At 35.6% G+C, this 10,167-nt stretch carries 6 protein-coding genes; 4 read left to right on the top strand and 2 right to left on the bottom strand.

Going from position 1 to position 10,167, the window contains the following annotated elements:
• Positions 1 to 5: 5 nt before the first annotated feature.
• Both FJ213_06290 and FJ213_06295 read right to left on the bottom strand, forming a co-directional pair.
• On the bottom strand, positions 6 to 2,918 hold the full coding sequence (locus FJ213_06290) for a response regulator (GenBank protein MBM4175768.1): 2,913 nt from the start codon (positions 2,916 to 2,918) through the stop codon (positions 6 to 8).
• A gap of 175 nt (positions 2,919 to 3,093) precedes the next feature.
• A complete protein-coding gene (locus FJ213_06295; GenBank protein ID MBM4175769.1) occupies positions 3,094 to 4,434 on the bottom strand; it encodes an NADP-specific glutamate dehydrogenase in 1,341 nt (446 codons plus the stop codon).
• Positions 4,435 to 4,486: 52 nt separating this feature from the next.
• On the opposite strand from FJ213_06295, the gene FJ213_06300 reads away from it, so the two are divergent.
• The 4 genes from FJ213_06300 to FJ213_06315 all read left to right on the top strand — a co-directional run.
• Positions 4,487 to 4,723: a hypothetical protein gene (locus tag FJ213_06300; protein MBM4175770.1), complete on the top strand. Its 237-nt coding sequence runs from the start codon at positions 4,487 to 4,489 to the stop codon at positions 4,721 to 4,723.
• A 61-nt stretch (positions 4,724 to 4,784) separates the two neighbouring features.
• Positions 4,785 to 5,507, top strand: coding sequence for an alpha/beta fold hydrolase (locus FJ213_06305; GenBank protein ID MBM4175771.1), 723 nt, complete (start codon positions 4,785 to 4,787; stop codon positions 5,505 to 5,507).
• Between the two features lie 183 nt (positions 5,508 to 5,690).
• A complete protein-coding gene (locus FJ213_06310) occupies positions 5,691 to 9,281 on the top strand; it encodes an alpha-amylase (protein ID MBM4175772.1) in 3,591 nt (1,196 codons plus the stop codon).
• Positions 9,282 to 9,384: 103 nt separating this feature from the next.
• A partial coding sequence (locus tag FJ213_06315; GenBank protein ID MBM4175773.1) for a hypothetical protein occupies positions 9,385 to 10,167 on the top strand: 783 nt, incomplete at its 3' end.

Genomic DNA, 10,167 nt, shown 5'->3' on the forward strand with positions numbered 1-10,167 from the left:
AAATATTAGTTATTACTAGGCTTAATGATAATACCAATATTTTTATGTCCGTTAATTTTTACAGAAATTGAATTTTCAAATTGCAAATGTTTTGAATGATTAAGTGCTTCTTTTGGATGAATATTTAGCAACCAATCCCAATCAATAAATTCTTTAGGGCTTGACGAATTAACTGTAAAATAACCAATCTTAAATGATGTAATATTCTGGAAAAAATGAGAACCTTGTGAGGGGGTGACAGTGAAGTCCTTAAAACCAGATTCAACAATCACACTTGCCCCAGAAATTTGATCCCACGTAACTGGAATTCCGAGCCACGGATCGAGACTTCCCCAGCGTCCCACTCCAATTAAAATGTATGGCTTCTTTAGAGCGAGTAACTTCCCATTTAATTGACTGACTTCGAATGCAACTTCTTTGCTTTTACTTCTGTCAAATTTTTGATAATCAACAACAACAACATCATGTATACCATTTATAACACCATTTCCTAATACTTGTTCACTCTGGCAAATAAGTTCTTCTCTCTTGATGTTATTCAAGTTAATTTCCTCAAGTTCGTGACTAATCACTAAAGGTCGCATTTGAAGTAATGCAAATTCTTTTAGCTGGTCTGGCTGAACATTCATATTAACTGCGAATTCAATTTCAACATGAGTACCCATTCCCCATGCACCGATTTCACAAATTTTATCTAAAATTTCAGCAAGTGGAAAAACAGAGTGTTTAAGAATTGGAGCAAAAGTTACAACACGAGTTCCAGGGCGCGAAATACCATCATAAACAGCTTCGTTTTCCGGCGAATATGTTGAACCAACATAAGATAAAGTCATATCCTTTTCGGCTTTCGAGAGATCGAATTTCTGGACAAAAATATCAGGCGTAACGAAATTCTCAGATTCAAGCCTGCTGTCAAGGTTTAAAGCAAAAAATTCCTGCTGAGCATTTTTAATTGTTTCCTTTGTCGAAAAGAATTGCATGAGATGACGAGGATATTTTGGACAAAATCGAACTGCAATTCCGCCATCAACCACTTGCTTGCCTAATCCCAATGCAACTAATGCGATGCCATCAGAAGATTTTTGTGGTGGTACAGGATAAAAGTTATAGGACTTTGCAACACCTGCAAAATCCGGATAAAATTGTCCTTCATGTTTTGCACCAACTAATCGCTGAATAATTACAGCCATTTTTTCTTCTTCGAGCCGATAAGTTGTGGCTTTCATATAATCTTTGGCTTTTCGAAAGAATGTCGAAGCATATACACATTTTATGCATGCGAGAAGTTCTTTTAACCTGATTCCTAGGTTTTCATCGTTGTTAGGGATCATGTAAGTTTGATATACACCTGCGAAAGGTTGAAATTGCGAATCTTCCAACAGACTTGAAGACCTGACCGCAATTGGTCCGTTAATTATTTTGAGAAACTCAGATAATTTATTTTTAACATCTTCAGGAAATTTACTCACTTTTAGAAATCTTTTTATGAGTTCTTCATCACCTACATCACTGAAAGCAAATTCAGTTAGGTTGTTTTCCTCCATGAAAAAATCGAATGTGTCGGTTGCTAATACAACTGCCGAAGGTACTGAAATTTCTACGTTTGTAAAGTTGTAGCGAATATTGTGGTTGTTAATTATTGTATTTATAAAACCAAGACCTCTTGCTTTACCTCCTAATGAACCAGACCCAATTCGAGCAAAACTATTTGTTGGATCAAACGATTCCCTGCTAAAATCCGTAATAATTCCGCGTTGTCTTAATTTTTGATATTCTTTGAGAGCGTTAATTAGGTCTTCTCGTAATTCATTAACAGTATTGAAGTCCGTAACTTTTTGTGGTCTCAGACGGTGAGCGAGCCAAAATTCAGTACGAGCTTTAAGCCATTTGGAGAAGTGATTTCTTGAGGCATGAAATACGATACTTTCGTCCGGCACTTTTCTCAATTGTTCTTCAAGAGTAAACAGATTGTTTGCTTTACCGACAACATCTCCATTTAGCGTTTGAAAAACAAAGTCGCCAAATCCGAAATTTTTTAACATGAAGTCTCTTAATTCATGGAGCAACCACGGTGAACCTTTCAATAAAAATGCAGCTCCAAGTTTATGAGCTGCTTCGGAATGATCAGGATTACTCGACTGAAGAAGTATTGGAATATCATAATGTCTGCTTTTTACTTCTGCAGCAAATTTAATTCCTGCTTCAGGATCTTTAACACCTTGGCGTTTGAAGTTAATATCCGAAATAATTCCGAGTATGAAATCTTGGTACTTCTCGTAATAATCCATTGCCTCATCGTAAGTTGTTGTGAGTAAGATTTTTGGTCTTGCTCTCATTCTTAAAAAACGATGAGTCATGCTGATCCCTTCTGAGATCAGTCGTTGCGATTGTTTGAATATTTCGGTGTAAATTAATGGAAGATAAGATGAATAGAATTTGACATTATCTTCAACTAAGAGGATTGATTGCACCCCAACATTTTTTGTGTCGTTTTCGACATTAAGTTTATCTTCGAGATATTTAATTATTCCTATTAAAAGTTTGTAATCACCCTGCCAAATAAATATCTTATCAAAAATTGAGGTATCATAGTTTACAACAAGATCTTTCCGTTCTTGATTATCGTAGGCAAGAAGAATGATTGGCGTTGTAATATTCGCGTCACGCAGCAGTTTAGCGAATTTAATAACATGCATGTCTTCGATATGAAGCGTGGAAATTATTAGATCATAATTATTGTTTTCGGCTAATTCTTTCCCCTCTGTTCCAGTAGTGACATGGGTGATCTCCGGAGCGTGACTAAGGTTAAGTGTTTGATACTCTTGACGGATGAGGTCGTACAATCGTCCGTCTTCTTCAAACAAATAATAATCATACATACTCGAAACAAGAAGAATGTCACGCACCTTTACCCGCATTAATTTTTGGAATTTTTTTATGCGGTTCCCAAAATTATCTTCGGTGAAAGCTATGTAGGGTGAAGTCATTTTGTTTAGATCTAATTTACAAAATCTATCAGATTTTTACATTTTATTTCAGCCGATATCTTATCAAATCAAAAGAGGTTTTTGGCGATAGTCGATCTATATAATACTAAACTAAACCTTGATCAAGCATTGCATCTGCAACTTTCAGAAAACCTGCAATATTTGCACCATTTAAATAATTACCGGGTGTTCCGAATCTTTCAGCTGTTGTGATACAAGTATCGTGTATGCTCTTCATGATCTGCTGAAGACGTTTATCAACTTCCTCTTTTGGCCAGGGCAAACGCATGCTGTTTTGCGACATCTCCAAACCAGAGACAGCCACACCGCCTGCATTAGATGCCTTGCCCGGTGCGTAAAGAATTTTCGCATCTCTAAAAATTTTATATCCATTAATGGTTGTTGGCATATTCGCACCTTCGCTGACACATTGGCATCCATTCTCCACAAGAATTTTTGCATCAGCTTCGTCAAGTTCGTTTTGGGTGGCACATGGAAGGGCAACATCTACTTTAACTTCCCATGGACGCTTACCTGCGAAAAACTTAACTTTAAATGTCTCAGCATAATCTTTCACTTCATCTTTTGCACTTGCGCGAAGCTTGATCATGTATTCAACTTTGTCTCCTTTAACTCCATCTGGATCATAAACATAACCATCTGGACCAGATAAGGTGACGACTTTGCCGCCAAGTTCATTCACTTTTTGCACTGCGCCCCAAGCAACATTTCCGAATCCAGAAACAGATACTAATTTTCCATCGAAACTTGTTCCTTTTGTTTTGAGCATTTCTTGAGCGAAATAAACCACACCATAGCCAGTCGCTTCAGGACGTATCAGTGAACCACCCCAGCTTATACCTTTACCTGTTAATACGCCAGTAAATTCATTTTTTAATCTTTTATATTGTCCGAAAAGGAAGCCAATTTCTCTCGCACCGACTCCAATATCTCCAGCAGGAACATCAGTATCAGGTCCGATATGTCTGAAAAGTTCAGTCATGAAGCTTTGACTAAAACGCATCACTTCGTTATCACTTTTACCTTTTGGATCGAAGTCAGAACCACCTTTTCCGCCACCCATTGGAAGTGTTGTAAGAGAATTTTTAAATACTTGTTCGAAAGCCAAGAATTTTAAAATTCCTAAAGTTACCGAAGGGTGAAATCGCAATCCGCCTTTGTAAGGACCGATTGCACTATTCATTTCAATTCTATATCCGCGGTTAACACGAACTTCTCCCCGGTCATCCATCCAGGGGACGCGAAATAAAATGACTCTTTCAGGTTCAACCATTCTCTCAAGAATTTTTGCCGAACGATATTCTGGATGCCGCTCAAAAACCGGTCCAAGCGATGCAGTTACTTCATCAACTGCTTGATGGAATTCAGGTTCACTTGGATTTTTTGCCTTTACCTCGCTCAAAATTTTCTTAGTATAATCTGACATATTTTCCTCTGCTGCTTATAATTTTTGATTTGATTTTTTTGCTGGATAAAATTTGATAGGAATATTCAATCACTTCATAGAATCAAAATTTTCGAGAATTGAATTAATATCAAGATTTCTTCCAAATTTTCATTACAAATTTAAGCATTGCGGTTTTACTTTACAAGAAAGATTAAGTGCAGCAACTGCGATTCATATATTAAAACGAGTGCGGAATAAAATTAAATATTTGATTGAAATCGATGAGGAGTATGCAAATTGGAATTCAGTTACTCTTGAAATTTACTGACAAATTTCTATTTTATAACTGCCTTTTGTAGTTTTGTTACGCTCAATAAGCTGGAGTTCAATTGAAAGAAGAATATCATAAATGGAATTCTCTGCAGAACAGCCGAGAATTTGAAATGCTTGTATTTGGGCAGGAGGGTTATCCATTAATTTTATTCCCAACATCTAATGGAAGGTATTATCAGAATAAAGATTTTGGTCTAATTGCTGCTATTTCCCACTTCATCGAAAATGGTATTGTTAAAGTTTACTGCCCTGACAGTATGGATGAGCAAAGCTGGTACAATTATTCGATTCACCCGGCTGATCGAGTGAAAACTCACAATGCTTATGAAAATTTGATTCTCGAAGATGTTATTGAATTTGCGAAATATGAAACTAAGAAAAACAAAGTTGCACTCTGCGGTTGCAGTTTTGGCGGATATCACTCAGTGAACTTAGGTTTACGCCATCCTGATAAAGTAAGTCACATCTTCAGTTTGGGAGGTACTTTTGATATAAAACCATTCATTAATGGTTACTACGATGATAATTGCTATTTCAATTCTCCATTTGATTTTCTTCCTGGTTTGCAGGATGAGTGGTATTTAAGTCGAATCCGTGATATGAAAATCGTATTAGGAACAGGCGATTGGGATATTTGTTTAGGCGATAACCTTCATCTTTCAAATCTTCTGAAGGAAAAGGGGATTGAACCGTGGCTGGATGTGCGCTCGAATTCAGGACATGACTGGCCTTGGTGGAAAGAGATGCTGCCGCATTATCTTTCCGTTCATTTTCAATAATCCAAATTCTAAATTTTTGGACAGGAAGATTCAAAATCAGACTTTCAGAAATTTTTTATCTGAACAAATTAAATTCCACATAAGTCATTATATTAGAATGAAAATTAAAGTTAATTAATTGCGTTAGTTCAACTACAGAACACAATTAATTAAATAAGCGATTTTAGTTGATCAGAATTTTTAATGATAAAGCTTCTAATCTGTAACCACAAAATAAATGAAAATTTCAAGCGAGGAAATTTAACGTATAATTTTCAAGTACGTTCAGATATACGAAAAAAATATGACTTGCATGAAAATTTGTTTCAGTTAAATGGGAATGTAATTTTAGCTGATTTTAACCTTGTACGAAATTTCACTTTTAAGCTGAATCAGAAAAGAACCGCTGACAATCAAATTCGCGCTGGGCAAGTTAATGCTTTGGGACTGATTGATGAAATTTACCATTTCGTTTTGAGATACTATGAAGAAAATTACAATCCGAATGTATTTCTTAAGGCATTAAATTACTTGTATGATAAAATTGGGGAACAAGAATTACAAAAAACGATTAAGGTTTTTCTTGAAGAATTCCAACCGATTGAAGTAATGAAAGGAATTATTTCGGTTGAAAATTATATTGAAGGAAAAACTGGTTCGAGGTCAAATCTTGAGATAACACTAGAAGAATTAATGCTCGTTCATTTTTCGAATTATAATCCCGCGAATAAAAAGCTGAGAGAATTGTTTGACGATAAGGAACTGGCTGAACGAACTCCCTATGATAAAGTAATAAACGAGCTGGAAAAATATTTTCAAACACAAATAGGATTTGGAGAAGAAAATCAATTCATTTTTGATTTTCTAAGAAAACCATTTTTTGAGCATCCGGCAAGCTTGGAAGACCAACTGAAATTTATTAAGAACCGCTGGAAAATTGTTTTAACACCTGACTTTTTGAAAAAAATATTGTCAAGTGAGGATTTACTTAAGGAAGAAGAAAAATTATTTCAGATTGGATTTGGTCCTGGTGAGACACAAGTTCCAATCTTCGATGAAAAATATTTATTCGGATTTGGTGATAAAGATTTTGGCGATGGAATCAATTACAAAGTCTATCTTGAACCTGAAAGATTCACACCAGATACAGATTGGATGCCGCGTGTAGTACTTATGGCAAAAAATATCTTTGTTTGGTTAAATCAACTTTCAAAAAAATACGGCTGGCATATTCATCGGCTTGAAAATATTCCTGATGAAGAGCTAGATCAGCTTGCAGATTGGGGTTTCACTGCTCTTTGGCTCATTGGAGTTTGGGAGCGAAGCAATGCTTCAAAAAAAATTAAGCAGATAAGCGGTAATCCGGAAGCAATGCCTTCAGCATATTCAATTTATGATTATCAAATTGCGAATGAACTTGGCGGTGAAGAAGCTTTCCAGAATTTAAATCATAGATGCAGGCTTCGCGGAATACATCTTGCAAGCGATATGGTCCCAAACCACATGGGAATTTTTTCCCGTTGGATTTTAGAGCATCAAGATTTTTTCATCCAATCTCACTCAAGTCCTTTCCCAAATTACTCATTTACCGGAGTTGATCTCTCAGACGATCCTGCAGTTCAACTCAGGATTGAAGATGGTTATTGGTCGAGAAAAGATGCAGCAGTTGTTTTTCAATTAATAGATAATCGAAGCGGCGAAGTGAGGTACATTTATCATGGCAACGATGGAACTAGTATGCCATGGAATGATACAGCTCAATTGAATTTATTAAAATCCGAGGTTCGTGAAGCACTCATTCAGATGATTATGCACGTTGCTAGAAAATTTACCATTATTCGTTTCGATGCAGCGATGACTTTAACCCAGAAGCACTATCAGCGTTTATGGTTTCCTCCTCCGGGCTCAGGCGGTGATATCCCATCACGAGCTGGAAATACAATTTCGGGTGAAGAATTTTATAAGCTTTACCCGAAGGAATTTTGGCGAGAGGTAGTCGATAGAATAAATTCTGAAATGCCCAACACACTACTGCTCGCAGAGGCATTTTGGCTGCTCGAAGGATATTTTGTGAGAACACTCGGTATGCACCGTGTCTACAACAGTGCATTTATGAATATGTTGAAGAAAGAAGAAAATGCAAAATACCGGGATCTGATTACCAATACTTTAGAGTTCAATCCAGAGATCCTCAAAAGATACGTTAACTTTATGAGTAATCCTGATGAAGAAACAGCTGTAAAACAATTTGGTGATGGCGATAAATATTTTGGGATCGCTGTTATGATGGTCACTCTTCCCGGTTTACCTATGTTTGGTCATGGTCAGTTAGAAGGATATTACGAAAAATATGGGATGGAATATAATAAAGCTTATTATGATGAATCACCGAATCATTACTTGATTTCTAGGCATCAGGAAGAAATTTTTCCACTGATGAGAAAAAGATATCTTTTCAGTCAGGTGTCAGATTTTGAATTCTATGATTTCAAGACTCCCAATGGGAATGTTGCTGAAAATGTTTTTGCCTACACAAACTTCTTTGGTGGTGAACGTGCAATTGTCGTTTACAACAATTCATATGAGACTTATTCAGGGTCAATTAATTATTCAACGGGCAAAAACTATGGTGAGAGTGAAGGGGAGAAACAAATTTTATCTAAGAATTTGGGAGAAGCATTATCGTTTAAGAATTCAGAAAAACATTTTTACGTTTACAAGGATCTGATCACTAAACATGAATTCATCCGTTCTGGTAAAGATTTTTATGAGTATGGTCTGAGTTTAACACTCCGCGGATATGGATATTTTGTATTCATTGATTTCCTTGAAATGTATGATCGGAATGGAGAGTTGGATGCAGTTGCGAAGGAATTAAATGGTGCCGGAGTTATTTCTATCCAAAAAGAATTAATCAAAAAGGGATTGAATAATGTCAAGCACGAGTTCGTGAAGGTCTTGAGTTCATTTTCTTCGATTTTTGATGCAGCAATGAAAAGCAAAAAAGATTTTGAAATCGATCCAAACAAGATTCTTGAGCTGAAGGAACATTTTCAAAAAATAGGAGATATGATAAATCGTGCCGCAGGAACAAAATTGAATGGCGAGTTGATCGCAAAAAACATATTCGCTGAGATTAGACCTTATACAGAATCTCTAATTGTAATGAAGAAATTGAAAACATCGAAAAAAACAATTAAATGGTTTAAAAAAGCCCAAAAGGAATTTTTATTGTTAGACTCGTTTTGGTTCTCTCACTTCATGCACTCTCATTCCATCGAAAAGAATTTTATGGGAAGCGTCGACGAGAATAAGGAGTTGCTAATCGATTTCTTCCGCAATTCTGATATTGTCAATTTATGGTTGTCGGAGATAAAATTAAATCCAGAGTTGAAGCAGGATTCACTGCAATTAATGAAAATTCTTCCGCTTATTGAAAATATGCTTGAGAAATTAAAGGATGAACCGGTTGAGTCAGAAATCAATACATGGAATGAGTTCGCTGAATTTATAGTGAATCCAGAAATTCAAAATTTTATTCATGTTAATGAGTTTGAGGGGGAAATATTTTTTAGCATGGAGCAGTTTGAATTGCTTCTTCGGACTTTCCTAAATCAATACCTACACAGGTCAATTTATAATTCAATCCAAGATAAAAAATCAAAAAGAATCGATCAGGAACGACTTTTATATAAAGCGATTAAGAAATTATATGATCACTATTCACGAATTATTGATTTAGCAAAAATTAGTGATTATAGATTTAATGTTTTTCTTGAAAAGTTAAGAATTTAATATTCTTAAAGAATGTCCCTGCAGATGGAAAAATCTAATTTGATAAAGCAGGCACATTTGGTTAATTTCGTAGTTGAAAATAGTAAATCAATCGGAGTATGTAATGAAAAAAATATATTTAAGTGTTCTATTTTTAAGTTTTTTAGGTTTGACTTTAACTGCCTACCAATGTGCTTCAACTGAAATTACAAGTGCGAGACTTTATATTCAGCAGAAGAACTTAGACAAAGCGGAGGATGTTTTAAAAAAAGAAATTGAAAAAAATCCTCAAAGTGAAGAAGGTTGGTTTTTGACCGGCTATGTGCGTCATGAAAAAAGAGATTATAATGGAATGATGGATGCATTTGATCGCACAAAAAAACTTGGTGATAAGTTTGATGCAGAAATTACTAACATGATGAAAGCTTCATGGGCGGAGAATTTCAACTCTGCCGTATTAAACCTGAATACCGCAAACAAAATGCAAGATCAAGATTCTGCAAAAATCTTACGACAGCAGGCAATCGATGATTTTAAAATGGCGATCAAACTGCAGCCCGACAGTGCAGATACCTATAGAAGTCTTACTTTCGCATATTTATCTGCAGGCGATATGGAAGGAGCTTTAGAACCAAGTCAGACATGGATTAAAAAGACAAAAGCTTTAGATGGTTATCAAATTGTGGGTGAAATTTTATATAACAAAGCTGAAAATGCATTCAATAAATACCTATCAACAAAAAATGAATCTGATTCTATTGCCTCGATGGATAAGTTTCAAAAAGCTATCCAAGTTCTTGAAGAAGGATTAAAATTTCATGCTGGTGACGGTGTATTGACTTCACTTCTATTCAACGCTTATATTTCAACTGGTAAGAGAGATTTCGCACTAAAAAAAGCTGAAGAA

It is taken from the genome of Ignavibacteria bacterium (assembly GCA_016873845.1).
Lineage (GTDB): Bacteria > Bacteroidota > Ignavibacteria > Ch128b > Ch128b > JAHJVF01.

Coding starts and splice junctions, on each gene's coding strand:
- FJ213_06290 (MBM4175768.1), bottom strand. CDS start 2,918: ATGCGGGTAAAGGTGCGTGACATTCTTCTTGTTTCGAGTATGTATGAT.
- FJ213_06295 (MBM4175769.1), bottom strand. CDS start 4,434: ATGTCAGATTATACTAAGAAAATTTTGAGCGAGGTAAAGGCAAAAAAT.
- FJ213_06310 (MBM4175772.1), top strand. CDS start 5,691: ATGATAAAGCTTCTAATCTGTAACCACAAAATAAATGAAAATTTCAAG.